The organism is Actinomadura spongiicola (genome assembly GCF_003432485.1).
GTDB classification, from domain to species: Bacteria; Actinomycetota; Actinomycetes; order Streptosporangiales; family Streptosporangiaceae; genus Spirillospora; species Spirillospora spongiicola.
Genome location: NZ_QVNQ01000009.1, coordinates 62,319 through 88,066 on the forward strand (window position 1 = coordinate 62,319; position 25,748 = coordinate 88,066).

The window sequence follows — 25,748 nt, forward strand, 5'->3', positions numbered from 1 at the left end:
CTCAGTCCTCCACGACGAGGACTTCCAGGTGGCGGGGGCCGTGCACGCCCTCGACCCGGACCATCTCGATCCCGTGGGTCGCCGACGGCCCGCTGATCCACGTCAGCGGACGCGCCGGGTCGAGCCGCTCGACCGCCTCCGGGACCGTCCCCACGATCTGGTCGGCGTGCACCACGCACAGGTGGTAGCCGGGGACGAGGGTGAGCGCCCGCCGCCCCTGCGCGCGGCCCCCGTCCAGGACGATCGTCCCGGTCTGCGCGACGGCGACCGCGCAGCCGGTGACGGCGGCGTCCACGGCCGCGAGCGTGCCGATGTCGACGGCCGGGGCGTCGGCCAGCGCGCGGACGCCGTCCAGCTCCGCGAGCCATCCGAACGGCAGGTCGGCCGGGACGACGATCTGCCGGGCCTCCCGCCCCCACAGCGCGGCGGCGACGGCCGTGCCCAGCTCGTCGGCGCTCACATGCCGCACCGCGGCGCGGTTGTCGGCGACCCGCTCGGTGAACAGCGCCAGGACGTCCGCTCTGGTCCCGGCCTCGGCGTCGGTGAGCCGGCGCGCGTAGCGGCGCGGTACCGGCGGGCGCGGGCCGCGCGCCCCGCCGAGCGCCTCCCGGACCCGCCGCAGCACCTCCGCCCGCGACCCCGCGCCGACCGGCCCGCCCGCGGAGGTCATGTCCGGCTCCGCGTCCACCAGGCGCGGAAGCTCTCCGCCGGCGGCGCGGGCAGGTCGCGCGCCTCCGTCCACTTCCCGAGCAGGCCCGGCAGGCGCCGGATCCGGCCGCCGCGCGACAGCAGCCGCGCCCACCGGGTGCCGCGCCGCAGCGCGGTCTCGTGGCGGCGCGGGTCGGCCATCGTCCACGCCAGCCCGCGCATCAGCGCCAGCTCCGGCGTCGGGACGGGACGGCGGCGCCGCGACTCGACCACCAGGCCGCGCAGGTGCACCAGCACCTCCGGAATGTCGATCTTCACCGGGCAGACGTCGGCGCAGGCGCCGCAGAGCGTCGACGCGTACGGCAGGGACGCCTCCGCCGCGCCGTCCACGCCGCGCAGCTGCGGGGTGAGGATCGCGCCGATCGGCCCCGGATGGACCGGGCCGTACGCCCGGCCGCCGGTCCGCTCGTAGACGGGACAGACGTTCATGCAGGCCGAGCAGCGGACGCAGCGCAGCGCGGCGCGCCCGACCTCGTCGGCGAGGGCCCTGGTGCGGCCGTTGTCGAGCAGGACGAGATGGAACGCGCGGGGGCCGTCCCCCGGCGTCACCCCCGACCAGGACGCGACATACGGGGTCATACGGTCACCGGATGACGAACGCGGCAAGAGTTGGAGGAAAACCTCCATGTCGGCCCATGTCGGGACGACCTTGTCGATTCCGGCGACGGTGATCAGCGTGTCGGGGAGGGTGGCGCACATTCGCGCGTTGCCCTCCGACTCCAGCACCACGAGCGTCCCGGTCTCGGCGACGAGGAAGTTCGCGCCGGTGACGCCGACGCGGGCGCGCAGGAACCGCTCGCGCAGGTGGGCGCGGGCGGCGGCGGCCAACGCGGCGGGGTCGTCGGACGCCGTCCCGTCCCCCGCCTCGCTCCCGGAGTCGGCGTCCGCCGGCGGCGCCGACATGATCATGTTTCGCAGGAACAGTTCCCTGATCTCCGCGCGGTCGCGGTGCAGCGCGGGCGACAGCAGGTGCGACGGCTCGTCGTCGCCGAGCCGCACGACCAGATCGGCCAGCGCGGTCTCGTGGACGGTCACGCCCGCGTCCGCCAGCGCGTCGGTGAGCCCGATCTCCCTGAGGGTCGCGGACGAGGCCTTGACGACCTCGTCCGCGCCGGCCGCCCGCACCAGCCCGGTCACGATGGCGCGGGCCTCGTCGGCGTCCGCGGCCCAGTGGACGGTGCCGCCCGCCTCGGTGACGGCGCGTTCCAACGTCTCCAGGTGCGCGTCGAGGTCGAGCAGCGTCGCGTCCCCGACGGCGCGGCCGGTCTCGCGCAACTCGTCCCAGTCGGAAAGCTCGGCGGCCGCGGCCGCCTCGCGTTCCCGCGCCGCCGCGACCGCGACGCGCAGACTGCGGCGCTGGCCGGTGTCGGCCAGCGCGGACCGGGCGGCGGCGGCGAACTTCGGCATCGGCAGCGGAACCGCCCCGCCCACCGCGGTGGGCGGGCTCGTCCGCGGGAAGGAGGGCGTCGTCCGCGGGGAGGAGGCCGTCACGCCGGCCCCGTCTCGGCGAGGATCTCCGCCAGGTGCAGGGTCCGGACGCCGCCGCGCAGCCGGGACAGCGCGCCGCCGATGTGCGCCAGACACGAGTTGTCGATCGCGCAGACCACGTCGGCCCCCGTGTCGCGGATGTGCCGGACCTTGTCGGCCACCATCGCGACCGACACGTCGGAGTTCTTCATCGCGAACGCGCCCCCGAAGCCGCAGCACTCCCCCGCCGCGGGCAGTTCCACCAGGTCGAGGCCCCGGACGGCGCGCAGCAGCCGCAACGGCCGGTCGGCGACGCCGAGCGTGCGCGCGGACTGGCACGACGGGTGGTAGGTGACCCGGTGCGGGAAGTACGCGCCGACATCGGTGACGCCTAAGACGTCCACGAGGAACTCCGTCAGTTCGTGGACGGCGAGCCCCTCGGCGGCGCGGGCGAGGCCCGGGTCCCTGGCGGTCCGCGCGATCCGCGGGTAGGCGGCGCGGACGGTCGCCGCGCACGACGCCGACGCCGCCACGACGACCTCGGCGCCGTCGCGCACCGCGCCCTCGAACACCGCCGTGTAGGCGCGGGCCAGGTCGGCGGCCTCGCGGTGGTAGCCGGTGGTCCAGTGGACCTGCCCGCAGCAGGTCTGCGCCGGCGGGTACACGACCTCGTGCCCGAGTCGTTCCAGCAGCACGGTCACCGCCTTGCCGGTACCGGGGAACAGCGCGTCATCGAAACAGGCGACGGACAGCGCGACCCGCACCGGCCTCACTCCCCCCACGCCTCGCCAAGGCCGTTCCCGCCGAACATCGTAGGGGTTTCACGCGCCGACGGCGTGTCGTTCTCCCTCCGTTATCCCGGAACGGAAACGCTGGGTCTGGCACCTCCGAGTGAGACGGGTCACAGCTCCCCGGTACTCCGGTACCAACGGACAACCGTCCCAACGGGCTATGGCCGGAATGTGCGAACCGTTCCACACTGAGAGGCGTCCAAAAAGGAAAGCACCACGACCGACCAGTAGTTGAACCGGAGGCACACAATGTGCCCGCACCAGCCACCTTGTCCCTCGCACGACGCACCCGACCGCGACGCCGCCCGGACGCTGGCCTCCCATCCCGAACAGGGATGGAGCCTGCTGTGCAACGGCGTCGTGCTGTTCGAGGACACCGGTGAGCTGCTGCCCGACGGGGGAATCATCGCACCGCACCGGCCGACGGATCCGCTGGCTCCGTCCGCCGCCTGAACGGCTCCCACGGGGGACTAGTTCAAACGGGTGATCATCCTCGGGGGCACGGCTCACCTGCCCTTGAACCTCCGGGCCCGTTCCCGGGCCCGGAACCGCGACCGGACCGCCGACACGACCTCTACGGGCCGCCCGTCCGCACGGGGCGGGCCGCCCGACCCCGCGACCCCGCCCACCGTCGCAACCACGGTTCCGCCGCGCTCCCGACCGCTGCGGGATCGCGTTTCAGGTCGTGCCGCTCCCCCGCCAGCACCGCGACCTCCGCCGCGTCCGCGGCATCCGGCACCCCGAACGGGTCACGGTCGCCGTTGACGACGAGCACCTCCACGCCCGCCGAACGCAGCTCGTCCACCCGTGTCCTGTCCGGGTTGCGCAGCGGGCGCAGCGGGAACGCCAGCGCCACGACACCGGCCGCGCCGGCCTCGGCCGCCGTCCGGCACGCCACCCTGGCGCCGTTGCTGCGACCGCCCTGCACGAGCGGGACGTCGTCCCCGAACCGCCGCCGCAGCGCTCCGATGACCTCCAGCCACGCCTCGTCCTGCTTCGCCGCCGAGCCCGGCGCGCGGCGCCCCGCGAGCCGGAACGGCTGCGTCACCCGCGCAACCGCGCCGCCCAGGGCGAGCGCGGCGTCCCGCACGGCGAGCAGGTCCGGCGCCTCCACTCCCCCGTTCGACCCGTGCGTCAGGACCAGCAGGAACGCCGGGGCGCCCGGCTCGTCCAGCAGCACCTCGGCGGGCCCGTGGGTCGTCACGACGTCCATCCGCCCGGTCATGCGCCCACAGTAGCCGTCCACCGCCTGACCAGCGTTGTCGCCCCGGCGGCATGGAGAATGGGCGGCATGGTGAAGATGACCGACAGTGAGTGGCGCGCGTTCGTTTCGGAGGGCACCCGCACCGGCAAGGCGGGCGTCACCCGCAAGGACGGCACACCGCACGTCACCCCGATCTGGTTCGTCCTGGACGGCGACGACGTGCTGTTCAACACGAGCCGCACCAGCGTCAAGGGCCGCGCCCTGGCCCGCGACCCGCGCCTGTCCCTCTGCGTGGACGACCAGACCCCGCCGTTCTCCTACGTGACGCTCCAGGCCGAGGCGACCCTCATCGAGGACTTGGACGAGATGCGCCGCTGGGCCACGGTCATCGGCGGCCGCTACATGGGCGCCGACCGCGCCGAGGAGTTCGGAGCCCGCAACGCCGTCCCCACCGAGTACCTCGTCCGCGCCCGAATCACCAAGGTCACCGCAGAACGCGCCATAGCCGCCTAACGCCGCCACCACCCAATGTTCAGGCCCCCTGTGGTTCAGGTTGTTCAGTGTTCGGGGGCGTCTGGGGTGTCCATGGCGAGGCGGAGGCGTTCGGCGAAGCTTTCTCGCAGCAGGGCGCCCCAGGCGTAGTCGTCCGGGACCCGGACCGCACGGCCGACCGCCTCGTGGGCGTCGCCCGGGCGGCGCTCCCCCGCGATGTCGGCGTCGCGGACGGCGAGGACCGCGTACATGTGGTCGAGGGCGCCGAACGCCTCCCCGGCCAGTGCGGGCAGCGTCCCGTCCGAGACGGCCTGTTCGACGACCGGTTCCCACCACAGGTCGGCAGGGTCGCCGTCGTCGTCACCGCCGAAGTCGCGGCGCAGGCGCGCCCGGACCTGGGGGGCGGTCGCCGGGTCGGCCAGGCCCCGCCGCCACACCTCCGCCGCCTCGGCGGCGCGTCCGCGTAGCGGGAGCGTCCGCGCCAGCAGTTCGGTGGCGAGCGGCCCCACCTCGGCGTCGGACGGCTCGTCGCCGAGCGCCGCGCTGAACGAGCCGATCGCCTGGTCGAGGTAGGAGATGCCGAGCGCGACGGCGAGCCGCGCGTGCGCGTAGGGGGCGGCGTCCCGGTCGATCAGTTTGAGCCCGGCGGCGAGGACGCGCTGCGCCCGCGCGGGCTCACCGCGCTCCAGCAGCCGCTGCGCGAGGTCGTGCGCGGCGGGCGGGCCGTACTCGGCGTCGCCCGTCGCGAGCACCGCCTCCCAGTGGTCGCGCGCCTCGTCGAACTCGCCCGCGTCGTCGGCGATCCGGGCGAGCGCCAGATGCGCGGGCGGCAGGTACGCGGGGTTGCCGAAGTCGACCACGATGCGCCACGCGGGCGCCGCCAGACCCCGTTCCCCGGCCCGCTCGTGCGTGAGGGCCAGGTGGTAGGCGGCGCGCGGCCCGTACTCGGGGTCGCCCGTCGCGATCGCGGTCCGGTCCGCGTCCCGCGCCCGTTCCACGTCCCCGGCGTCGTCGAGGACGACCGCCAGCCCGAGCGCCGCCCGCGCCCGCGCGGGCGTCTCACCGAGCGCCAGGACCCGCTCGAACAGCCGCGCCGCCCGCTCGGGGTCGCCGTTCTCGGCGAGGTCCCTCGCCTCCTCGCACAACCGCGCCGGGTCGTCGGAGGTGTCCATGTGCGTTTCTGCCCTTCATCGGGCCGTGGAGGCCCTGCATCGTCGGGGAACGCGGGCGAGCGCGCGAACGGCCGGCATCGGCCGCCGACGGGCGGCCGATGCCGGGCGTCATCGTATCGCTGCTCGGGCCGGCGGCCCGGGCACATGGAGAACCTCAGTCCTCGAAGGCCTCCGGCGGCGGGCAGGAGCAGACGAGGTTGCGGTCGCCGTAGGCCTGGTCGATGCGCCGGACGGGAGGCCAGTACTTGTTCTCCCGGACGGCGGGCACCGGGTAGGCGGCCTCCTCGCGCGTGTAGGGGTGCTTCCAGTCGTCGGAGATCAGGCAGGCGGCGGTGTGCGGGGCGCCCTTGAGGGGGTTGTCCTCGGCGTCGTAGGCGCCGTCCGCGACCCGCTGGATCTCCCGGCGGATCTCGATCATGGCTTCGCAGAAGCGGTCGAGCTCGGCGAGGTCCTCGGACTCGGTGGGCTCGATCATCAGGGTTCCGGCCACCGGGAACGCGAGGGTCGGGGCGTGGAAGCCGTAGTCGATGAGGCGTTTGGCGACGTCCTCGGCGGTGATCCCGGTCTCCTTGGTGATCTTACGGAGGTCGGCGATGCACTCGTGGGCGACCAGGCCGTTGCGGCCGGTGTAGAGGATCGGGTAGTGGGGGGCGAGTCGGGTGGCGAGGTAGTTGGCGGCGACGATGGCGCCCTCCGTCGCGGCGGTCAGCCCGTCCGGGCCCATCATCGCGATGTACGCCCACGAGATCGGCAGGATGCCCGCCGAGCCCCACGGGGCCGCGGCGATCGGGCCCACGCCGGTCCCGGGTCCCGCCTCCGCGCGGAGCGGATGGTTGGGCAGGAACGGGACCAGGTGCTCCCGGACGCCGATCGGCCCGACGCCGGGTCCGCCGCCCCCGTGCGGGATGCAGAACGTCTTGTGCAGGTTGAGGTGCGAGACGTCCGACCCGAACTCGCCCGGGCGGGCGAGGCCGACCAGGGCGTTGAGGTTGGCGCCGTCGACGTAGACCTGGCCGCCCGCGTCGTGCACGGCCGCGCACACGTCGGTGATCGTCTCCTCGAAGACGCCGTGCGTGGACGGGTACGTCACCATGATCGCGGCGAGCCGGTCGCCATGCTTGCCGATCTTGGCGTGCAGGTCGTCGACGTCGACGTTGCCGCCCTCGTCGCACGCGACGACCACGACGCGCATCCCGGCCATGACGGCGCTGGCCGCGTTGGTGCCGTGCGCGGACGACGGGATCAGGCACACGTCCCGGTGCTCCTCGCCGCGCGAGGCGTGGTAGCCGCGGATGGCGAGCAGGCCGGCCAGTTCGCCCTGCGACCCCGCGTTCGGTTGCACCGACACCTTCGCGTATCCGGTGATCTCGGCGAGCGCGGCCTCCAGTTCGCCGATCAACTCCAGGTATCCGGCTGCCTGCTCGACGGGCGCGAACGGGTGGATGTTCGCGAACTCCGGCCAGGTGATCGGCTCCATCTCCGCGGTGGCGTTCAGCTTCATCGTGCACGACCCGAGCGGGATCATCGAACGGTCGAGCGCGACGTCCTTGTCCTGGAGCCTGCGCAGGTAACGCAGCATCGCGGTCTCGGAGTGGTACGCGTGGAACACCGGGTGGGTCAGGTAGGGGCTCTCGCGGCGCAGCTCGTCCGGGACGGCCTCACTCGTGTCGGGGGCCGCCTGGACGCCGAAGGCCGTGAGGACGGCGGTGACGTGGTCGGGCAGTGTCGTCTCGTCGCAGGCGATCCCGACGTGGTCGGCGTCCACGGGTCGCAGGTTGACGCCGTGGTCGAGGGCCGCGGCCACCACCTGGGCGGCCCGTCCGGGGACGCGGGCGAGGACCGTGTCGAAGAACGCGTCGTGGACGACCTCCACCCCGCCCGCGCGGAGCCCCGCGGCGATCTCGGCGGCACGGCGGTGCGTCCGCTGCGCGATCGCGGCGAGCCCCTCGGGGCCGTGGTAGACCGCGTACATGCCGGCCATCACGGCGAGGAGGACCTGCGCGGTACAGATGTTGCTGGTGGCCTTCTCCCGGCGGATGTGCTGCTCGCGGGTCTGCAACGCCAGCCGGTGGGCGGTGGCGCCGTCGGCGTCGACGGACACGCCGACGAGCCGTCCGGGCAACTGCCGCCGGATGTCCTCGCGGACCGCCATGTACCCGGCGTGCGGGCCGCCGAAGCCGTACGGGACGCCGAACCGCTGCGCGGAGCCCACGGCGATGTCGAAGCCGGACTCGCCGGGCGGGCGCAGCAGCGTCAGCGCGAGCAGGTCGGCGGCGACGACCGCCAGCGCGCCGCGGTCGTGCGCCCGCGCGATGACGGGTTCCAGGTCGCGGACGGCCCCCGACGCCCCCGGATACTGCAACAGCACCCCGAAGACGTCGCCGTCGGGCAGCCCGCCGGACAGGTCCGCGACGACGACCTCGATGCCGAGCGGGACGGCCCGCGTCCTGACGACCTCGATCGTCTGCGGGAGCACGTCGGCGTCGACGAGGAACGTTCCGGGATCCTTGCTCTTCGACACGCGGTGCGCGAGGGCCATGGCCTCGGCGGCGGCGGTCGCCTCGTCCAGCATGGACGCGTTCGCGACCGGCAGCCCGGTCAGGTCGGCGACGACGGTCTGGAAGTTGAGCAGGGCCTCCAACCGGCCCTGGGAGATCTCCGGCTGGTAGGGCGTGTAGGCGGTGTACCAGCCGGGGTTCTCCAGAACGTTCCGCATGATCACACCGGGGGTGATCGTGCCGGAGTAGCCGAGCCCGATCATCGAGGTGTGGACGGTGTTGCGGGCGGCGAGCTCGCGGAGGCGGTCCAGCGCGGCGGACTCGCTCAGCGCGGGCGGCAGGTCCAGCGGCCGGGAGGTGCGGATCGCGGCGGGGACCGCGTCGTCGATCAGCGCCTCGACGCCGGAGTAGCCGATCGCGGCCAGCATCCGCGCCTGGTCGTCGGGGGACGGGCCGATGTGCCGGTCCGCGAACACGGCGCGGGGATGCTGGGGCGCGGCCACGGGGGCGAAGAACTGGGCGGTCATGGAGAGCCTCCTGGCTGCTGCGGTCGCTCAGGGTGCGCCGCCGGGCGCGAGCCGGCGGCCGGTCTCCCCCTCTGTCATCGGCACCTGAGAGCTTCCCCCGCGTCGCGGGATTTCCCCTTCGGTGAGCGCCGTCCCGCGGCGCGGGAAGCGACGTCTGCTTTCCAGAGGCGCCTCGCCCGAGCGGTCCTTTTGCCTGAGAGGTTCCGGGGAGGTTGCCCCTTCGGCGTCCCACGCTGGCGGCGTGGGATCTCTCCCGCACAGGGTCGACGGCATGTCCTGGACAAACCCTACCCAATGAACCGATCTCGTGATCGCCTCGCCCCGCCACCGGGCCGGGGCCGCCGCGCCGACCGGGGTACCAGCCACTACGATGTGCATTCCCACCTGGGACGGAACGAGCCTCGGGCGACGCGGGACGGAGATGGAACTGCGGGTTGGACACGCGACGCCTGCCGGGCGCCCGTCGCTCGACGGCGCGCCGACGGCCCCGGGACGCCGCTGATGACGGAGGGTCAGCGCGGCGGTACGGCGTGACGTCGGCCCGCGACGACACGCCCACCGGCGGCGAGCGCGGGCCCGGCGCGACCGTGGGCCGCGTAAGCGTTCCCGTGGACGAGCCCGCCCGGCCCGACCGGATCCGCCGTCCGTCCGACGCGATCCGGTTCGCGGCGTCGTTGGCGGGGCTGGCGGTGGTGATGCTGCTGGTGTCGATCGCGCAGCAGACGGCGCACGGGTTGCAGACCGACATCGCGGAGGGCACCGCGCACGCGCCGCGGCTGCTGCTGTCCCTGGCGACGCTGGTGTCCAGCTTCGGGGTGCTGGCCGTCCCGATCGCGTTCGCGATCGAGCGGTTGTTCCACAAGGACGGGACCCGCGTCGCGATCGCGCTGCTCGCCGCCATGATCGCCTTCGGGCTGACGGTGGGTCTGGACGACCAGGTCGTGCGGGCCGCGCCCGGCGGCGTCCTCGACTCGCTGATCTGGGGCGGCACGGACACCGCCCCCGTGCACACCGACATCGCGCCGGTGATCGCGTTCGCGACCGCGGTGGGGATGGCGGGCCGCGCCCGGTGGCAGGCCGCGACCTGGGCGATGATCGGGCTCGCGGCGCTGACGGGCCTCACCGCGTCGTACGCCTCGGTCGCCGCGCTCGCCGCCACCTACTTCCTCGGACGCGCCATCGGCCACGGCACCCTGTACGTGGTCGGCACCCCCAATCCCCGTCCCTCCGGCAGGGCGGTCGTGGCGGCGCTGGAACGCCTCGGGCTACGAGCGGAACGGGCCGCGCGCCTCGACGAGCCCGCCGACGACGCCGAGGAGGGCCGCCGGTACGGCGTCGTCCTCGCCGAGCGTCCCGAGACCGGGCGTGGCGACTGGGACGTCGTCCTGCACGTCCTCGACCGCGACCAGCAGACGGCGGGCCTGCTGTACCGGATGTGGCGGCTGCTGCGGCTGCGCGGCAGGACGACCGGGCGGGCGCTGCGGTCGCTGCGCCGGTCCCTGGAGCAGGAGACGTTGATGGCGTACGCCGTGGACGCGGCGGGCGCCCGCACCCCGCGCCTCGCCGGAACCTCCGAGGTCGGCACGGAGGCCGCGATGCTCGCGTACGAACACGTGCCGGGACGGCGGCTCGCCGACGTCCCCGACGGGGAGATCACCGACGACCTGCTGACGGACGTGTGGCAGCAGTTCCACGCACTCCAGGCGGCACGGCTCGCGCACCGGCGGCTCCAGGACGGCGCGGTCCTCGTCGGCGACGACGGCCACGCCTACATCACCGACCTGCGCGCCGGGGAGATCGCGGCGGGCGACCTGGCGCTGCGGCTCGACCTGGCGCAGCTGCTCACGACGCTGGCGCTGCGGGTGGGCCCGGAACGGTCCGTCCGCACCGCCGTGGCCGTCCTCGGCGAGGAGGCCCTCGCCGCGGCGGTGCCGCTGCTGCAGCGGGTGGCGCTGTCCCGGACGACCCGGGCGGCGCTACGGCACGACCGGGACCTGCTGTCCCGCATCCGGGAACAGATCGTCCGGCTGAAACCGGAGACGGAGGTCGCGCCCGCCCGGCTCGAACGCTTTCGGCCCCGCACCATCGTCAGCATCGTGGCGCTGTCGATCGCGGCGTACATCGTCATCCCCCAGGTGGCGAGCCTCGACATCGGGACGATGGCGTCCACGGCCAGCTGGCACTGGGTCCTCGCCGCGCTCGGCGCGGCGGCGCTCACCTACGTCGCGGCGGCGTTCATGCTGATGGGTTTCGTCCCGGAGCGACTGCCGCTCGGCCGGACGATCCTCGCCCAGCTCGCGGCGTCGTTCGTGAAACTCGTGGCGCCCGCCGCGGTCGGCGGCGTCGCCGTCAACACCCGCTACCTGCAACGCTCCGGGGTGCGGCCGGGCCCGGCGGTCGCGAGCGTGGGCGCGTCCCAGCTCGTCGGCCTCGTCACGCACATCCTGCTGCTCGTCCTGTTCGGGTTCCTCACCGGGTCGACGTCGCAGGCCACCCAGGACCTCGCGCCGTCCCGGACGATCGTCATCGTGGTCCTGTCGCTGGGACTGGTGGCCGGGCTCGCGATGACCGTCCCCCGCGTCCGGCGGGAGGTCACATCACGGCTGAAAAGCATGTTCTCCGGCGTCGTGCCCCGCCTCCTGGACGTCCTGCAGTCGCCGAAGAAGCTCACCACCGGACTCGGCGGAACGCTGCTGCTGACACTGGCGTTCGTGCTGTGCCTGGACGCCTCGATCCGCGCGTTCGGCGGCACACTGCCGCTGACGTCCGTCGTCGTGGTCTTCCTCACCGCGAACGCCCTCGGCTCCGCCGCGCCCACACCCGGCGGCCTCGGCGCCGTCGAAGGCGCCCTCACCCTCGCGCTGACCATCTCGGGGCTGTCCGCGGAGACGGCGACGTCCGCCGTCCTTCTCTACCGCCTGCTCACACTGTGGCTGCCGGTGCTCCCCGGTTGGGGCGCGTTCACGTACCTCCAGCGCAAGGAAGCGCTGTGAAACACAAGGGCGTCGATCGAAACGCCGAGAACTCAACCGGTACGGCGTGCGCGGCGCCGGTTCGCCAACTCGTCATGCGGATGGAGGTCGTCGCCCGAAGCGGCACGCTCACCGGGCAGTTCCGCGAGACTGCCCTCCACCTCCTGCCACACCCGCCCCAACGCAATCCCGAACACGCCCTGCCCGCCCTGCAACAGATCCACGACCTCGTCCGCCGACGTGCACTCGTACACGCTCACACCGTCGCTCATCAACGTGATCTGCGCCAGATCCTGGACGCCGCGGTCCCGCAGATGGGTCACCGCCGTCCGGATCTGCTGCAACGACACCCCGGTGTCGAGCAGCCGCTTCACGACCTTCAGAACGAGAATGTCGCGGAAACTGTACAGCCGCTGACTCCCGGACCCGTGCGCCGACCGGACACTCGGCTCCACCAGCTTGGTGCGGGCCCAGTAGTCCAGCTGCCGGTAGGTGATCCCCGCCGCCGCGCACGCCGTCGGGCCACGGTAGCCGACATCCTCCGGCGGCGCCGACACCCGCGTGTCGAAGAGCAGACCCTGCTCCCCGGCGCGCTGGGACGCCATATGCCTCTCGGGGGTCGCCTTGCCCTCGCCGCTGCTCACCGCCACGCGGACCTCCGGCTCCAAATCATCCCGTGCCGCTTCGTCAAGGGGGTTTGACGAAATACCACCACGGGTGTTCCACCAGCACGGTAGGTGCCGGTCAGGGTGTGGTCAACGTTCACTGTCGGCGCGTCGCATGCCCGGATGAACCGGCTTCACGTGGGCAAACTACGCGCCTCCCACGCCAAACCCACTCCTACCCCTGTTGATTGCAGCGCACTCCTCCTTCGGGCCCGGAGGGCCCTCCATCGTCGTGAACTGCGGTGCGATCGCTGCATCGCTTCGGCTCGCCTAGGGGCTCGCTGCGCGATCAGGTTCTCGCTTCGCTCGCGCCTCAGCCCCCGGCCGGGCCTTCGGACGCGATCGCAACGGTTGAAGTTGTCGCGTGGTTGCGGCGGTGGCTGAGGTCGCCGCCTATGAGATCTACGGTACGGCATGGGGGGTGGCTGGACATCGTGAACGATCATGATGGCTCTTCAACACCGTCATATCGGCGGCCTCGGCGGGGCGCACCCGCGATGGCCGGGGCAGGGGGCTTTGCTGTGAGGTGTCTCAGCAGGCTTAGGGCCTGTCTCGAAGTGGCCTCAGCCCCCGCCGAACGCGTTACCCGCCCGGTGTAGCGACGCCGAAGGCTAGCGGAGCCGGGCGGATCGCGAAGCGATGTCGGTTCGCCTCAGGGACGGTCACGTAGCGAGCCGCCAGGCGAGCGCAGTGGGCCGTGCCTGCAATGAATACAGCTCAGCCGGCTCGGCCGAAGTCTTCGGGGGAGATCGTGTCGAGGAACTCGCGGAACTTCTCGACCTCGTCCTCCTGCTCGTCGGGGATGGCGACGCCGGCCTCTTCCAGGACGTCCTCGCTGGCGAAGATGGTGGCGCCGGTGCGCAGGGCCAGGGCGATGGAGTCGGACGGGCGGGCGCTCACCTCGACGCCGTTGGAGAAGACGAGGTCGGCGAAGAAGATGCCCTCACGCAGCGCGGTGATGTTGACGGTGCGGAGCTGGACGCTGAGGGCGTCCAGGACGTCGCGGAACAGGTCGTGGGTGAGGGGGCGGGCGGGCAGCACCCCCTGCTGCGCGAAGGCGATCGCGGTCGCCTCGACGGCCCCGATCCAGATCGGCAGGTACCGGTCGCCCTCCGTCTCCTTCAACAGGACGATGGGCTGATTGGAGGGCATCTCGACCCTGACGCCGACGACCTCCATCTGCTTCACTGCGACTCCCTGCCGGTTCTCGCTGTCTCGATCACCACGTGCAGCGGATCGATTCGTGACCGAACCCTGTAGCCAACGTACACCCCGGCCCGGACAGCTCGTGAGGCCGCGGGTCCGACAAAATCCTCCGCGGCGTACATGATCAGCGGTCGAGACTTTCGCGGAGACCGGCGGACACGAGCGCGGCGTGCAGTTTGACCGAGAGGGCGGCGATCTCGCGGGCGGTCGCGGCGGCCTGCTCGTGGGCGCCGCGGCTGCGGCGGCGCAGTTGCGGCGCGACCATCTGCTCGATGAGACCGGCCTGGCGGTCGGCGGCGGCCTTGACGGCGCGCAGATGCCGGACCTCGAAGCCGAACTCGCCGAGCGCGGCGGCGGCGCGGGCGATGTTCAGGGCGTCGCCCTCGTAGTGGGTGCCGCTCCGGCGGACGAGGCCGTACTCCTCCAGGCGGGCGAGCAGGGCCTCGTCGATGCCCGCGCCGTCGAGGAGCTGGCGGCGGGTGAGACGGACGGCGCCCGCCGGATGAGCGGCCTCCGTGGTGGCGTCGGCGGCGACGAGGGTGCGGGGACGGCGCCGGTCGGCGCCGAGCGGCGGAACGTTCTCACCGCGGTCGCGGGCTTCGAGGTGCTGCCTGATGACGCGCAGCGGCAGGTAGTGGTCGCGCTGCGCGGTCAGGACGAACCGGAGCCGCTCCACGTCGGCGTCGCCGAACTTGCGGTAGCCGGACGGGCTGCGCTGCGGTTCGACCAGGCCCTCCGACTCCAGGAACCGGATCTTGGAGATGGTGATGTCGGGGAAGTCGGGCCTGAGCAGTCCGAGGACGTCCCCGATCGTCATCGGGGACCGGGCTGGCTGCGGGTTCATGGCCCTCCCATCGTCGCCCGTCAGGCGTGCGCCGGGTTGGTCAGGAACACCAGCCGGAACTTGCCGATCTGCACCTCGTCACCGCCTGACAGGCCGGCGTGGTCGATCCGCTGCCGGTTGACGTAGGTGCCGTTGAGGCTGCCGACGTCACGGACGGAGAACGCGCCGCCCTGGCGGACGAACTCGGCGTGTCGCCGGGACACCGTGACGTCGTCGAGGAAGATGTGGCTCTCGGGATGCCTGCCCGCGGACGTGCGGTCCTGGTCGAGCAGGAAGCGGCTGCCGGCGTTCGGACCCCGCTTGACCACGAGCAGCGCCGTTCCCGGGGGAAGCGCCTCCATGGCCATCTGGTCGGGGCCGAGCGACGGCTCCTCGGCGCCCGCGTCGGTGTCCAGCGCCTCGAACCCGCCGATGGAGATCGTGGACGTGGACTCGCCGGGCGACTCCCGGGGGGGCAGCGCACTCCGCGTCAGCGGAGTGCCGCAGTTGGAGCAGAAGCGGGCATCGTCCGGGTTGGCGTGACCGCACTGCGTGCAGTAGACGCTCGGCATCGATCGGCTCGGCCTCCTACCATCGGCGTGCCGCTCGCGGCCCGTCTCACAACGGGAGCCACCAGCGCCACGCGCATCCTTCAAACCAACCCACGCCGGGGACCCGCCCCCGGACCACGGTCCAACTGGCCGCCGTTCACGGGACGGTCGCCGCAACTTACGCGGGTATCACCCGAGGGGTCAACTGGAACGGTGAGCCGACTGGACCAAACTACCTTCGTCAATGATCGCAGGTCTACGCCGCCGCGCGGACGCCCTGATCGCGACGCCTGAGCCCGGCGTCCGGTTCATCACCTTCTCCGTACCCCCTATGACGACCGTATCGCGTCCACGGTGACTTTCGCGCGTGAGGCGATCGAGACGGTCGCGCCGGCGTCCTGAAGCGTCCTGACCACGCCGCCCGGAATGTTCAGCGCCGTCGTCATCGTGTGCGCGTCGCCGATGGCCAGGAACCGGTACGGGGGTGTGAGCGGTCGCCCGTCGACCCGGACCCCGTTCCGGTCGTCCAGAAAGTAGGTGTCGACCCCGACCCGGACGTCGTTGACCTGAATGACCTCGGCGCCGGCGTCGCGGAGTTCCTGGAGCGCGTCGAGCAGGCCGAAGGCCGCGACACCGCCGTCGGGATCGGTGATCACCATTTCGATGCCGGGGCCCTCGGCCGGGAGGACGCCCGCCAGGAGGCCGTAGGCGGTCGCTCGTCTGCGCGCCTCCTCCAGGGCGGTCCGTCCCTGGGCGTCCTGTTCCAGGCGGGCCTTGGTCTCCTCCAGTTCGCGGAGGTCGCCGCGCAGCCGCTCGGACCGCTGGCCCAGATCGGACAGGATGAGGACGAGTTCGTCCTGCCTCGCAGTGGCGAAGGTGGTGTCGCGCTCGTTGGAGCGGATCTGCGCGACGGCCGCGAAGCCGAGCACGAGGCACAGCAGCCCCCCGGTCAGCTGGCCGAGGCTGACCCGCGGACGCAGCAGCGGCAGGAGTCCGCGCAGGCCGGTGGGCCGTTCGCCGGTCACGCGCCGAACAGCTTCCGCCGGATGCCCGCGGCGTTGGAGAAGATCCGGATGCCGAGGACGACGACGACGCCGGTGGACAGCTGGGAGCCGACGCCGAGCTTGTCGCCGAGGAACACGATCAGCGCGGCGATGACGGTGTTGCTGACGAACGACACCACGAACACCTTCTCGTCGAAGATCCCTTCCAGGCGGGCCCGGATGCCGCCGAACATGGCGTCGAGGGCCGCGACGATCGCGATGGGCAGGTACGGCTCCAGCCAGAGCGGCACGTCCGGCCGGACCAGCAGGCCCAGCGCCACGCCGATCACCAGCCCGATCAGCGCGATCACCGTTGGGTCACCCTCCCTCGCGTGGGGTCGCGTACCGCAGCCGGACGCCGCCCGCCGCGGGCAGTTCCACCTCGGACGCGCGGCGCGTGTCGTACCTGATCCGGTAACGCTCGTTCAGGTTCCGCAGCCGCCGGTCGGCGGCCGAGCCGGAGAACGCGGCGCGCAGCCGGTCGGGGTCCCCGACCGCCGTCACCTCGTAGGGGCGGCCGAGCGGCCGGTAGTCGACCAGGACGGCCTCCCCGGCGGCGCGGATCGCCGTCGTCGGCGTGAGCCGCAACCCGTTGATCCCGATGGCGTCGGCGCCCGCCGCCCAGAGCCCGTTCACCAGGACCTGGAGGTCCTGATCATAGACCCGTCCGCCGCCTGCGGCGCGTCCCGCGGAGTCGTCGCGCGGCGCGTCGTCGAGGGTGATGACCAGGCCTTTCCCGGCGGCCGGGGCGGCCGCCGCGGCGGCGGCCACGGTGGCGAGCCACCGGCGCAGCTCCCGGCCCGCGTCGCTGCTGGCGAGGGCGGCGGCGCGGCGCCGCTCGGTCTCGGCGCGCAGCCGGTTCAGGCGGTGCTGGAGGGCGTCGGTCTCTGCGGTGCGGGCGCGGATCTCGCCGACGAGCCCGGCGCGCCGCTCGGCGGCCACGGGCCGGCCGCGCCGCACCTCGGCCCCCGCGACGGCGATCAGCGTTCCGGCGAGGACGAGGACGAGCAGGACGCCGCCGCCCCGCAGCCGTGTTCGTGGCCCTGTCCGTGTCCGTGTCCGTGGCCGTGCCGGGGCGGGGTCGGCGGACCGGCGGGCCGCGGCCTCGGCGTACCCGTGGTCGAGGAGGTCGCCGCTGAACAGGTCGGCGAGGAGGGACATGGACGCGTCGGGGCGCCGCCACCCGTGCCGGTCGTCGTCCCGCTGTGCGCTCACCGGCCCATCATGGCCCCATCAGGGCGGGAAGGGCGGGATCAGCGCGGCAGGGTGATCGTGAACACGGTGCCGCCGCCGGGCGCGTCGGCGACGGACGCGCGGCCGCCGTGGGCCTCGGCGACGGCGGCGACGATGGACAGTCCGAGTCCGGACCCGCCGCGGTCGCGGGAGCGGGACGGGTCGGCCCGGTAGAAGCGTTCGAACACCCGCGGGCGGTCGACCGCCGGAATCCCCGGGCCCTCGTCGGCGACCTCCAGGACCGCGTCTCCGTCACGGTCGGACACCCGGACGGTCGCGGCCGTGCCCGGTGGCGTGTGGCGGCGGACGTTCGCCAGCAGGTTGTCCAGGACCTGCCGGAGCCGTCCGGCGTCGCCGGTGACGACGACGGGGGCGTCGGCGTCCAGGATCAGCGGGCGGCCCGGTTCGACGACGGCGGCGTCGGCGACCGCGTCGGCGGCGAGCGCGGCCAGGTCGACCGGCTCGCGTTCCAGCGGACGGCCCTGGTCGAGACGGGCGAGCAGCAGCATCTCGTCGACGAGGCGGCCCATCCGCTCGGCCTCGGACTCGATGCGGCTCATGGCCTTGGCCAGGTCCTCCGGACGGTCCGCGGCGCCGCGGCGGAACAGCTCGGCGTACCCGCGGACGGTCGCGACGGGGGTGCGCAGCTCGTGGGAGGCGTCGGCGACGAAGCGGCGCAGCCGGTCCTCGGAGGCCTCCCGTTCCCGGAACGCCGCCTCGATCTGGCCGAGCATCCCGTTCAGCGCCTCCGCGAGCCGGCCCACCTCCGTGTTCGGGCCGGGCACGGCGAGGCGGCGGGACAGCTCGCCGTCCCCGATCCGCGCGGCGGTCGAGGCGATCTCCTCCAGCGGACGGGTGGCCCAGCGGACGGCCCGCCACACCAGCAGCCCGACCCCGGCGAGCACCACGACCGTGACGACGGTCTGGGTGCCGAGGGTGCGGCCGAAGAACTCGTCCTGCTCGGTGGTGCGCATGGCGGTGACGAGGTAGTGCCGCCCGCCGGGGACCCACGCGGTGCGGACGAGCCAGTCGGGGCCCTCATGCCCGAAGGGGCCCTCGTCCGCCTCCTCGCCGGGGCGGGGACGGGCGTCGGCGCGGACGAACCGTTCCCCGTCGGGGTTGTCGTCGTGCGCCCGGCCGGGGCGCAGATCGTCCGGCAGCGGCGGCGCGTCGCCGAACGAGACGGTGTCCACGGTCGCGCCGTCGGCCCGGCGGACCTGCATGAACATCGGCAGCCCGCCACCGTCGCCGGCGGCGCGCCACAGCCGGTCCAGTTCCGAGGTGGCGGCGGGGAGCCTGGACCAGGCGCCGCCGGGGCCGCCCTCGGCGAACAGCGCCGCGGCCTCGCGTCCCACCGCGGTCATCCGGCGGTGCTCGCTGTCGTTCTTCCAGTCGTTCAGCGCGGCGAAGCTGGACGCGCCCGCGATCAGCAGGCCGAGCGCGAGCAGGCCGAGCTGGGTCAGCAGGATGCGCCTGCGCAGCGACATCAGCCCTCCCGGGGCATGCGGAGGATGTACCCGACGCGCGGCACGGTGTGGATGAGCCGGGGGTCGCGGTCGTCGAGCTTGCGGCGCAGGTAACTGACGTAGGTCTGGACGACGCCGTCGCCGCCGCCGAAGTCGTACTGCCACACGTGGTCGAGGATCTGCCGTTTCGTCAGCACCCGGCCCGCGTTGAGGAGCAGGTAGCGCAGCAGTTTGAACTCGGTGGGGGTGAGGTCGACCAGGACGCCGCCGCGCCGCACCTCGTAGGTGTCCTCGTCGATCTCCAGGTCGGCGAACGACAGCCGGGCCCGCTCCCGCGTCCCCGGCCGGGTGCGGCGCAGCACGGCGCGGATCCGCGCGATCAGCTCCTCCAGGCTGAACGGCTTGGTGACGTAGTCGTCGCCGCCGACCGTCAGGCCCTTGATCTTGTCCTCGGTCGCGTCGCGGGCGGTGAGGAAGACCACGGGGGCCTCGCAGCCGTCGCGGCGCAGCCGGGCGCAGGCGTCCATGCCGGAGCCGTCCGGCAGCATCACGTCCAGGACGATCAGGTCCGGGCCGAACCGGGGGATGCTCGCGAGCGCCTCGGCGCCGGACCCGGCCACGGCCGTCTCGAAGCCCTCGTAGCGCAGCGCGGTCGCGACGAGGTCGGCGAGGTACGCCTCGTCGTCCACGACGAGGATCTTGGTGGGCGTCACGGTCCAAGTCTGTCCGGTGAGCCCTCCGGCGCGCACTGCGGAGGCCCTGTGAGTGATCTTAGAGTTCCCTGTGAACGCGGTTTCACAGGGAACTCCAAGACCGTTCACACGGCGCCGGAAGGGCGGACCGCTGCCATGGGCGCATGGACAGATTCTCTGGATTCGTGCTGCGGCACCGGCTCCTGATCGGGCTGGTGTGGCTCGCCGCCGCGTGCGCCGGGGCGTTCGCGGCACTGAACGTCCCCGACCGGCTCGTCGAGGACTTCGCGCCGCCCGGCTCGGCGGCGCGGGACGCCAACGCGGCGATCGTGGCGGAGTACCGGACGGGCGGCGCCGCGAAACCCCTCGTGCCCGTCGTGACGCTGCCCGCCGGGACTTCCGCGGACACGCCCGCCGTGCGCGAGGGCCTGCGCGCGGCGTTCGCGGCGGCCGGGGAGCGGCTCGACGCCCGCGTGGTGTCGTACCCGGACACCGGCGACGTCCGGTTCACCGGCGACGGCGGCCGGACCGTCTACGGCCTCGTCTACCCGCAGGTCGATCCCGGGGCGACCGAGTTCGACGAGGGGCCGGACCCGGTCGGGCCGATCACCGAGGCGATGCGTCCGCTGCTGCCCTCGGGCGCGGAGCTGCGCGTCACGAGCATGGACGGCCTGACGGAGGAGGCGGGCGGCGAGGGACCGAGCGTCCTCACCGAGACCCTCATCGGCGGGGTCGGGGCGCTCGTCGTCCTGGCGTTCGTGTTCGGGTCGGTGCTGGCGGTGGTGCCGCTCGTCATCGCGGTCGTGTCGATCCTCACCTCGTTTCTGCTGGTCTACGCCCTCACCGGCGTCACCGAGGTGAACTTCATGGTGCAGTTCGTGGTGGCGCTCATCGGCCTCGGCGTCGCCGTCGACTACTCGCTGCTGCTGGTGACGCGGTGGCGGGAGGAGCGGGCGCGGGGCCTGTCCACCGAGGACGCCACCCGGCGCGCCATGGCCACGGCCGGGCACGCGGTGGTGTTCAGCGCGGCCGCCGTCGCGATCGGGCTCGTCGCCATGCTGGTCGTCCCGGTCGCGTTCCTGCGCAGCGTGGCGTACGGCGGTGTGATCATCCCGGGGGTGAGCGCGCTGGTGACGCTGACGCTGCTGCCGGTGACGCTCGTCACGGTCGGGCCCGCCCTCGACCGGATCGCGCCCCGGTGGCGGAGCGACGGCGCCCGCGCGGGCCGGGCCTGGACGGGCTGGGCCCGCCGGGTCGTCCGTTTCCGGATCCCGGCCGCCGTGGCGGCGCTGGCCGTGCTCGGGGGCCTGGCGTTCGCCGCGCTGGGCCTGAACCTCGGGGAGCCGAGCAGCGGCGCCCTGGCGAAGTCGGGGCCCGCCTACGAGGGGCTCGCCGACCTGCGCCACGCCGGTGTGCCGTCCGGTGTCCTCACGCCGGTGGACGTGCTGCTGCCCGCGGGCGCGGGCGCGGACCCGGCGGCGATCGCGGCGGAGTTGCGCTCCCTGCCGGGTGTGCACGCGGTCGCCGCCCCCGAGGGAGACGCGTGGCGGCGGGACGGGACGGCGCTGGTGACCGTGCTGCCCGTCGCCGAGGGCGGGACGGACGCGGGCAAGGACCTCGTCAAGGCCGTCCGGGACACGGTGCCGGCGGGCGGGCAGGTCGGCGGTGAGACCGCGAACGACATCGACTTCGTCTCCAAGGTGTACGGGACGTTCCCGTTGATGCTCGCGCTGATCTGCGTGCTGACGTTCGTCCTGCTCGCCCGCGCCTTCCGGTCGCTGCTCCTGGCGGTGAAGGCGGTGCTGCTCAACCTGCTGTCGCTGGCCGCCGTCCTCGGCGCGATCGCCCTGGTGTGGCAGCAGGGGCACGGGAGCGACCTGGTGTGGGGCATCTCGGCGACCGGGTCGATCGCCTCGTTCGTCCCCGCCATGGTCTTCGCGTTCCTGTACGGGCTCTCGATGGACTACGAGGTGTTCATCCTGGCCCGGCTGAGGGAGGAGTACGACCGGACCGGGTCGACCGAGGCCGCCGTCGTCGAGGGCCTCGGCCGGACCGGGCGGCTGGTGACGAGCGCGGCGCTGATCCTTTTCCTCGCCTTCGCCTCGCTCGCCGCCGCACCGATCGTCGAGGTGAAGATCTTCGCGACCGGGCTGGGGATCGGCATCCTGCTGGACGCGACCGTGGTGCGGGCGCTGCTCGTCCCGGCCGTGGTATCGCTGTTCGGCCGGTGGAACTGGTGGCTGCCCGGGTGGGCCGCCCGCGTGCTGCGCGTGCCCCCGTCACCGTTGCCGTCGTCCGGTGAGCGGGAACGCGTCCCGATCCCGGCCTGACCCCGGCCGCCGGCCGCGCACTGGCCGCCCGCACGGGGACCGGGCGGTCAGTGGGCGGCGGGGCGGGTGACGCCGATCTGGACGGCGAGCCCGGCGAGCGCCGACCCCATGAGGTAGCGCTGGACCCGCCGCCAGCCGGGCCGCCGGGCGAGGAACACCGCGACGCCGCCCGCGCCGAGCACGATGAGGGCGTTGACGGTGACCGCGATCGTGATCTGGATGAGGCCGAGCTGCATGATCTGAAGGGGGACGTGCCCCCGGTCCGGGTCGACGAACTGCGGCAGCAGCGCCACGTACAGGATGGCGATCTTGGGGTTGAGCAAGTTCGTCACCAGGCCCATGGCGAACAGGCGGCGCGGCCGGTCGGCGGGCAGGTCCTTCGGGACGAACGCCGACGTGCCGCCCGGCCGCAGCGTCTGCCAGGCCAGCCACAACAGGTACGCCACTCCCGCCACCTTGATCGCCGTGTAGAGCGCGGGGACGAGCGTGAAGACGACGGTGATCCCGGCGATCGCGGCCGTGACGTAGACGAGGAACCCGGCGGCGACGCCGGCGAGCGAGATCAGCCCGGCGCGGCGGCCCTGCGTCACCGATCTCGACACCAGATAGATCATGTTGGGGCCGGGGCTCAGCACCAGCCCCAGGGCGAACAGGGCGATCGCCGCCATGGCGCCGGTCGAGATCATGGCACTTCCTCCGGTCGTCGGTGTGCTCCGATGCTAGACAGTCGAACAACCTCGGTGCAATACTGAAATTGTTCTCGATGCAATCGGAGGTGCGGTGGAGGACTACCGGCGCGTCGCGGACGAGGTGGCCGCCGACATCGCGGCGGGACGGCTGCGGCCCGGCGACCGGCTGCTCCCCCAGCGCGACTTCGCTCGCGGGCGCGGCATCGCGCCCTCCACGGCGGGCCGCGTGTACCGGGAGCTGGGACGGCGCGGCCTCGTCGTCGGGGAGGTGGGGCGCGGCACGTTCGTCCGCGCGGCGGACCGTCCGGGGGTGCCGGCACTGGCCGAGCCCGGGGACGCACGCGTCGATCTGGAACTCAGCAATCCCGTGGTGCCCGAGCAGGAGGCGCTGCTGGCCGCCGGGATGGAACGGCTGCTGCGCCCGGACGTCCTCGGGGCGTCGCTCGCCCCCGTCGGGGTCGCGGGCACGCCCGCGGCCCGGGAGGCGGCGGCGACGCTGCTCACCGTGCCCGGCTGGCGGCCCGAACCCGCGGGCGTCCTGTTCGCAGGGAACGGGCGGCAGGCCATCGCGGGCGCCGTCGCGGCGCTCGTCCCGCCGGGCGGCCGGCTCGCGGTCGAGGCGCTGACCTATCCGGTGGTCAGGGGCATCGCGGCACGGCTCGGCGTGACCCTCGTCCCCGTCGCCGCCGACGAGCACGGATTGTGCCCGGACGCGCTCGCCGACGCCCACCGTGCCGCCCCGCTCAGCGCGGTGTACGTGCAGCCCACGCTGCACAACCCGTGCGTCACGACGATGCCGCCGCGGCGCCGCGCCGAACTGGCCGACACCCTCGAACGGCTCGACCTCCACGCGATCGAGGACCGCGTCTGGGCGTTCCTCCCCGAGGACGGTCCCGCGCCACTGGCGTCGATGGCCGCGGACCGCGCGATCGTCGTCGACAGCCTCTCCAAGCGTCTCGCCCCGGGGCTGAGCGCCGGGTTCGTCGTCCCGCCCGCCGCGTTGGCCGGGCGCGTCGCCGCGGCCCTCCGGTCCGGCGCGTGGGCGCCCACGGGGTTCGCGCTGGCGGCGGCGTCCGGCTGGATCGCCGACGGCACCGTCGCGAAGGTGGTCCGGGCCAAACGGGCCGACGCCGCGGCCCGCCGCCGGATCGCCGCCGACCACCTCCCGGGCGCCGCGTCCCGGTCGGGCTCGCCGTCGTACTTCTGCTGGTGGGAGCTGCCGTCTCCGTGGCGCGCCGACACCTTCGTCGCCGCGGCGGCCCGGCGCGGTATCGCGGTGACACCCGCCGCCGCCTTCGCCGCCGGAACGGGCGCCGCTCCCCGAGCCGTCCGCGTCGGCCTGGCGTCCCCGCCCCCGGACGTCCTCGCCCGCGCCCTCGACACCCTCGCCGGGATCGCCGCCGGATCGCCCGAGGACGCGGCCGTCGACTGACCGATCCCGGCCCGGTGGAGCCTGGACCGGCGCGGGGTGGTCGTTCATCGTGGCCTGAAGGGGCCGGTGTCCGGCGCGGCGGGCGTGGGGCCGACGCCCGGGTGGGAGCGAGACGGATGATCGAGGTCCGGGGTGTGGGGCAGCGCGCGGGCGGGCGCCGGACGCTGCGGGATGTGTCGCTGACGATCGGCACCGGCGAGCTCGTCGCGATCATCGGGGGCAGCGGGGCGGGGAAGACCACGCTGCTCGACGCCATCGCGGGCGTGCGACCGCCCGCGGAAGGGGAGGTGAGCCAAGACGGGGACGCCGCGGCGCTGGGTTACGTGCCGCAGGATGACATCGTCCACCTGGAGATGCCTCTGCGGCGCACGCTACGGTACGCGGCGGCGCTACGGCTGCCGTCCGGGACACCGCCGGAGGGCCTGGACCGGGCCGTGGACGCGGCGCTCGCGGCGCTGGCGCTCACCGACCGCGCCGGGCAACGGGTCGGGTCGCTGAGCGGAGGGGAGCGCAAACGCGCCAGCATCGCCGTCGAGTTGCTGACCGGGCCCCGGGTGTTCTTCCTCGACGAGCCGACGTCGGGGCTGGATCCGGCGTCGGCGGCCGGCCTGATGCGGCTGCTGCGCGGCCTGGCCGACGCGGGGACGACCGTGGTCCTCACGACGCATCATCCACCGGACGTCGCGGTGTGCGACCGGGTGGCCGTCCTCGCCCACGGCGGGACGCTGGCCTTCCACGGAACCCCTGACGAGGCCCTCGACCACTTCCAGGCCGACGCGTTCGAGGACGTCTATCTCCGTCTCGCCGGTATCCGGCCGACCAGGGTGGCCCGCGTGCGCCCCGACGGTGACGCCCCGGACCCCACGCGCACGATGGGTGGGACGGCGGTTCGGGGCGGCGGCCGGGCGATCGGGGCGTGGCGGCAGTGGGCGCTGCTCACCCGGAGGAACGCCGACCTGCTCACGCGGAACAGGTTGACGCTGGCCGTGCTGGTCGGCTCACCGGTCATGGTGCTGGCGATGTTCGCGGTGCTGTTCCGTCCCGGGGCGTTCTCGCCGGAGTCGCCCAGTCCGAGCGCGACCGTGATGATCCTTTTCTGGATCGCGTTCGGCGGGTTCTTCTTCGGGCTCACGTACGGCCTGTCGCAGATCTGCACGGAGCTGCCGGTGCTGCGGCGCGAGCGGCTGACGGGGCTGCGGATCGGGCCGTACGTGCTGGCCAAGGTGGCGGTGCTGCTGCCGCTGCTGGCCGTGGTGGACGCCCTGATGCTCGGCGTCCTGCGCGGGCTGGACCGGCTGCCCGCGATGGGGTGGGGCGCGTACGGGGAGGTTTTCGTCACGCTGGTGTCGTGCTCGCTGGCGGCGCTGGCGCTGGGGCTGCTGGTGTCCGCGGCGGTCACGGATCCGGCGCAGGCCACGATGGCGTTGCCGATGCTGTGCTTCCCGCAGGTGCTGTTCGTGGGCGCGATCCTGCCCGTCCCGGTGATGGCGGCGCCGGGACGGTGGTTGAGCTACGCGATGTCCAACCGGTGGGCGTTCGAGGGCCTCGGCCACAGCCTGGGCGTGCAGCGGCTGTGGGGGTCGGGACGTTCGCCGCTGGGGCCGCCGCTGCTCGCCTCGTACGGCGACACGTTCGCGCGGGCGGTGGCCGTCGACTGGGCGGTGCTGGGCGGGTTCACGGTGCTGTTCCTCGCGGGAACGTGCCTGGTCCTCGCCCGGCGAACGTGACAAACATTCGATAGCGGTCCGAAAAAGGTCAGACAACACTCTTGTAGTCGATCTCCGCAT

At 73.6% G+C, this 25,748-nt stretch carries 22 protein-coding genes and 2 riboswitches; of the genes, 6 read left to right on the plus strand and 16 right to left on the minus strand.

Annotation, left to right across the window (positions count from 1 at the left end):
* Position 1: 1 nt before the first annotated feature.
* The 3 genes from D0T12_RS26395 to D0T12_RS26405 form a co-directional block, all read right to left on the minus strand.
* On the minus strand, positions 2 to 670 hold the full coding sequence (locus D0T12_RS26395; protein WP_117402991.1) for a LutC/YkgG family protein: 669 nt from the start codon (positions 668 to 670) through the stop codon (positions 2 to 4).
* Positions 667 to 2,115 carry a lactate utilization protein B gene (locus D0T12_RS26400; RefSeq protein ID WP_117402993.1) on the minus strand — a complete coding sequence of 483 codons (1,449 nt, stop codon included), beginning with the start codon at positions 2,113 to 2,115 and terminating at the stop codon, positions 667 to 669. The genes D0T12_RS26395 and D0T12_RS26400 overlap by 4 nt, the downstream gene beginning before the upstream one ends.
* 80 nt (positions 2,116 to 2,195) lie before the next feature.
* The gene (locus D0T12_RS26405) at positions 2,196 to 2,939 is read right to left on the minus strand and encodes a (Fe-S)-binding protein (protein WP_117402620.1); all 744 of its coding nucleotides are present in this window, start codon (positions 2,937 to 2,939) and stop codon (positions 2,196 to 2,198) included.
* A gap of 276 nt (positions 2,940 to 3,215) precedes the next feature.
* Between D0T12_RS26405 and D0T12_RS26410 the strand changes: the two genes are divergently transcribed.
* On the plus strand, positions 3,216 to 3,419 hold the full coding sequence (locus D0T12_RS26410; RefSeq protein ID WP_117402622.1) for a DUF5999 family protein: 204 nt from the start codon (positions 3,216 to 3,218) through the stop codon (positions 3,417 to 3,419).
* A 121-nt stretch (positions 3,420 to 3,540) separates the two neighbouring features.
* On the opposite strand, the gene D0T12_RS26415 is transcribed toward D0T12_RS26410, so the two are convergent.
* The gene (locus D0T12_RS26415; RefSeq protein ID WP_233526299.1) at positions 3,541 to 4,191 is read right to left on the minus strand and encodes an alpha/beta hydrolase family protein; all 651 of its coding nucleotides are present in this window, start codon (positions 4,189 to 4,191) and stop codon (positions 3,541 to 3,543) included.
* Positions 4,192 to 4,257: 66 nt separating this feature from the next.
* Here D0T12_RS26415 and D0T12_RS26420 point away from each other — a divergent pair, with 66 nt between their 5' ends.
* A complete protein-coding gene (locus D0T12_RS26420) occupies positions 4,258 to 4,683 on the plus strand; it encodes a PPOX class F420-dependent oxidoreductase (RefSeq protein WP_117402624.1) in 426 nt (141 codons plus the stop codon).
* Between the two features lie 44 nt (positions 4,684 to 4,727).
* Here D0T12_RS26420 and D0T12_RS26425 read toward each other — a convergent pair whose 3' ends face one another.
* A complete protein-coding gene (locus tag D0T12_RS26425) occupies positions 4,728 to 5,834 on the minus strand; it encodes a tetratricopeptide repeat protein (RefSeq protein ID WP_117402626.1) in 1,107 nt (368 codons plus the stop codon).
* Between the two features lie 154 nt (positions 5,835 to 5,988).
* Positions 5,989 to 8,859: an aminomethyl-transferring glycine dehydrogenase gene (gcvP, locus tag D0T12_RS26430; protein ID WP_117402628.1), complete on the minus strand. Its 2,871-nt coding sequence runs from the start codon at positions 8,857 to 8,859 to the stop codon at positions 5,989 to 5,991.
* Between the two features lie 61 nt (positions 8,860 to 8,920).
* Positions 8,921 to 9,030, minus strand: a riboswitch (glycine riboswitch).
* Positions 9,031 to 9,125: riboswitch (glycine riboswitch) on the minus strand. It lies immediately after the preceding riboswitch.
* 264 nt (positions 9,126 to 9,389) lie between these two features.
* On the opposite strand from gcvP, the gene D0T12_RS26435 reads away from it, so the two are divergent.
* Positions 9,390 to 11,852, plus strand: coding sequence for a lysylphosphatidylglycerol synthase transmembrane domain-containing protein (locus D0T12_RS26435; protein WP_117402629.1), 2,463 nt, complete (start codon positions 9,390 to 9,392; stop codon positions 11,850 to 11,852).
* Between the two features lie 32 nt (positions 11,853 to 11,884).
* Here the strand turns inward: D0T12_RS26435 and D0T12_RS26440 are convergent, their stop codons facing one another.
* From D0T12_RS26440 to D0T12_RS26480, 9 genes are all read right to left on the minus strand, one after another.
* The gene (locus D0T12_RS26440; RefSeq protein WP_233526300.1) at positions 11,885 to 12,481 is read right to left on the minus strand and encodes a MerR family transcriptional regulator; all 597 of its coding nucleotides are present in this window, start codon (positions 12,479 to 12,481) and stop codon (positions 11,885 to 11,887) included.
* A 732-nt stretch (positions 12,482 to 13,213) separates the two neighbouring features.
* Positions 13,214 to 13,684 carry a bifunctional nuclease family protein gene (locus D0T12_RS26445; RefSeq protein WP_067886188.1) on the minus strand — a complete coding sequence of 157 codons (471 nt, stop codon included), beginning with the start codon at positions 13,682 to 13,684 and terminating at the stop codon, positions 13,214 to 13,216.
* Positions 13,685 to 13,826: 142 nt separating this feature from the next.
* Positions 13,827 to 14,546, minus strand: a complete 720-nt coding sequence (gene ftsR, locus D0T12_RS26450; RefSeq protein WP_117402630.1) for a transcriptional regulator FtsR — start codon at positions 14,544 to 14,546, stop codon at positions 13,827 to 13,829.
* 20 nt (positions 14,547 to 14,566) lie between these two features.
* Positions 14,567 to 15,097: an FHA domain-containing protein gene (locus D0T12_RS26455; RefSeq protein ID WP_117402631.1), complete on the minus strand. Its 531-nt coding sequence runs from the start codon at positions 15,095 to 15,097 to the stop codon at positions 14,567 to 14,569.
* Between the two features lie 308 nt (positions 15,098 to 15,405).
* Complete coding sequence (locus D0T12_RS26460) at positions 15,406 to 16,101, minus strand: DUF881 domain-containing protein (protein WP_117402632.1); 696 nt, start codon at positions 16,099 to 16,101, stop codon at positions 15,406 to 15,408.
* Positions 16,098 to 16,430 (minus strand): small basic family protein, encoded by a 333-nt coding sequence (locus D0T12_RS26465; protein ID WP_117402633.1) that lies wholly within the window; start codon positions 16,428 to 16,430, stop codon positions 16,098 to 16,100. Before D0T12_RS26465 ends, D0T12_RS26460 begins: the two co-directional genes overlap by 4 nt.
* 7 nt (positions 16,431 to 16,437) lie before the next feature.
* Positions 16,438 to 17,334, minus strand: a complete 897-nt coding sequence (locus D0T12_RS26470; protein WP_117402634.1) for a DUF881 domain-containing protein — start codon at positions 17,332 to 17,334, stop codon at positions 16,438 to 16,440.
* Between the two features lie 38 nt (positions 17,335 to 17,372).
* On the minus strand, positions 17,373 to 18,839 hold the full coding sequence (locus D0T12_RS26475; protein ID WP_117402635.1) for a sensor histidine kinase: 1,467 nt from the start codon (positions 18,837 to 18,839) through the stop codon (positions 17,373 to 17,375).
* A complete protein-coding gene (locus D0T12_RS26480; RefSeq protein ID WP_117402999.1) occupies positions 18,839 to 19,531 on the minus strand; it encodes a response regulator transcription factor in 693 nt (230 codons plus the stop codon). The genes D0T12_RS26475 and D0T12_RS26480 overlap by 1 nt, the downstream gene beginning before the upstream one ends.
* 143 nt (positions 19,532 to 19,674) lie before the next feature.
* Between D0T12_RS26480 and D0T12_RS26485 the strand changes: the two genes are divergently transcribed.
* Positions 19,675 to 21,840: an MMPL family transporter gene (locus D0T12_RS26485; protein WP_117402636.1), complete on the plus strand. Its 2,166-nt coding sequence runs from the start codon at positions 19,675 to 19,677 to the stop codon at positions 21,838 to 21,840.
* Between the two features lie 47 nt (positions 21,841 to 21,887).
* On the opposite strand, the gene D0T12_RS26490 is transcribed toward D0T12_RS26485, so the two are convergent.
* Positions 21,888 to 22,526, minus strand: coding sequence for a LysE family translocator (locus tag D0T12_RS26490; RefSeq protein WP_117402638.1), 639 nt, complete (start codon positions 22,524 to 22,526; stop codon positions 21,888 to 21,890).
* 94 nt (positions 22,527 to 22,620) lie between these two features.
* Between D0T12_RS26490 and D0T12_RS26495 the strand changes: the two genes are divergently transcribed.
* Both D0T12_RS26495 and D0T12_RS26500 read left to right on the plus strand, forming a co-directional pair.
* Positions 22,621 to 23,961 (plus strand): aminotransferase-like domain-containing protein, encoded by a 1,341-nt coding sequence (locus D0T12_RS26495; protein WP_117402640.1) that lies wholly within the window; start codon positions 22,621 to 22,623, stop codon positions 23,959 to 23,961.
* A 116-nt stretch (positions 23,962 to 24,077) separates the two neighbouring features.
* The gene (locus tag D0T12_RS26500; RefSeq protein WP_117402642.1) at positions 24,078 to 25,688 is read left to right on the plus strand and encodes an ABC transporter ATP-binding protein/permease; all 1,611 of its coding nucleotides are present in this window, start codon (positions 24,078 to 24,080) and stop codon (positions 25,686 to 25,688) included.
* The last annotated feature ends 60 nt before the right edge of the window (positions 25,689 to 25,748 follow it).

Bases quoted from the DNA above. Each gene is read 5' to 3' on its own strand.
- gcvP (WP_117402628.1), bottom strand. From the start codon at position 8,859: ATGACCGCCCAGTTCTTCGCCCCCGTGGCCGCGCCCCAGCATCCCCGC.
- D0T12_RS26410 (WP_117402622.1), top strand. From the start codon at position 3,216: ATGTGCCCGCACCAGCCACCTTGTCCCTCGCACGACGCACCCGACCGC.
- D0T12_RS26395 (WP_117402991.1), bottom strand. From the start codon at position 670: ATGACCTCCGCGGGCGGGCCGGTCGGCGCGGGGTCGCGGGCGGAGGTG.
- D0T12_RS26475 (WP_117402635.1), bottom strand. From the start codon at position 18,839: ATGTCGCTGCGCAGGCGCATCCTGCTGACCCAGCTCGGCCTGCTCGCG.
- D0T12_RS26400 (WP_117402993.1), bottom strand. From the start codon at position 2,115: ATGCCGAAGTTCGCCGCCGCCGCCCGGTCCGCGCTGGCCGACACCGGC.
- D0T12_RS26425 (WP_117402626.1), bottom strand. From the start codon at position 5,834: ATGGACACCTCCGACGACCCGGCGCGGTTGTGCGAGGAGGCGAGGGAC.
- D0T12_RS26490 (WP_117402638.1), bottom strand. From the start codon at position 22,526: ATGATCTCGACCGGCGCCATGGCGGCGATCGCCCTGTTCGCCCTGGGG.
- D0T12_RS26500 (WP_117402642.1), top strand. From the start codon at position 24,078: ATGATCGAGGTCCGGGGTGTGGGGCAGCGCGCGGGCGGGCGCCGGACG.
- D0T12_RS26455 (WP_117402631.1), bottom strand. From the start codon at position 15,097: ATGCCGAGCGTCTACTGCACGCAGTGCGGTCACGCCAACCCGGACGAT.
- D0T12_RS26415 (WP_233526299.1), bottom strand. From the start codon at position 4,191: ATGACCGGGCGGATGGACGTCGTGACGACCCACGGGCCCGCCGAGGTG.
- D0T12_RS26485 (WP_117402636.1), top strand. From the start codon at position 19,675: ATGGACAGATTCTCTGGATTCGTGCTGCGGCACCGGCTCCTGATCGGG.
- D0T12_RS26420 (WP_117402624.1), top strand. From the start codon at position 4,258: ATGGTGAAGATGACCGACAGTGAGTGGCGCGCGTTCGTTTCGGAGGGC.
- ftsR (WP_117402630.1), bottom strand. From the start codon at position 14,546: ATGAACCCGCAGCCAGCCCGGTCCCCGATGACGATCGGGGACGTCCTC.